At 63.2% G+C, this 345-nt stretch carries 1 protein-coding gene; it reads right to left on the reverse strand.

The window, feature by feature from the left end; all coding sequences use genetic code 11:
- Positions 1–256 precede the first annotated feature (256 nt).
- On the reverse strand, positions 257–345 hold an 89-nt coding region (locus K728_RS23205), incomplete at its 5' end, for a glycosyltransferase (protein WP_443110956.1).

Here is a 345-nt window from a genome sequence, read left to right on the forward strand (position 1 = left end):
CCCGCCCCTCGTCGAGGGCCGGGTTCTCGGCAGACTCGTCCATCACTGCCTCGTCGACCTCCGTCTCATTCAACTCGGGAACATTCGCCTCATCGGTCGAAGGCGCCGAAGCTGCTGAGTCCGGCGAATCCGGTGAGTCGGGTGAGTCCGGTGACACTGGGCTGGGGTGTTCGGTCACTGATGAGTCCTCCGTGATTGATGGTGGTACGCCACCCTACGCTGGGCGGTGTCAGGAACTACCGGGTTGCCGGTGTGCTCAGGTCTTGGGGATCACTGAACGGTAGACCTCGAGGGTGGACTCAGCAATCGAGTCCCACGAGAAGTGCTCTTCAGCGCGACGGCGCC

The organism is Arthrobacter sp. CAL618 (assembly GCF_000468215.1).
Classification (GTDB): Bacteria; Actinomycetota; Actinomycetes; order Actinomycetales; family Micrococcaceae; genus Arthrobacter_D.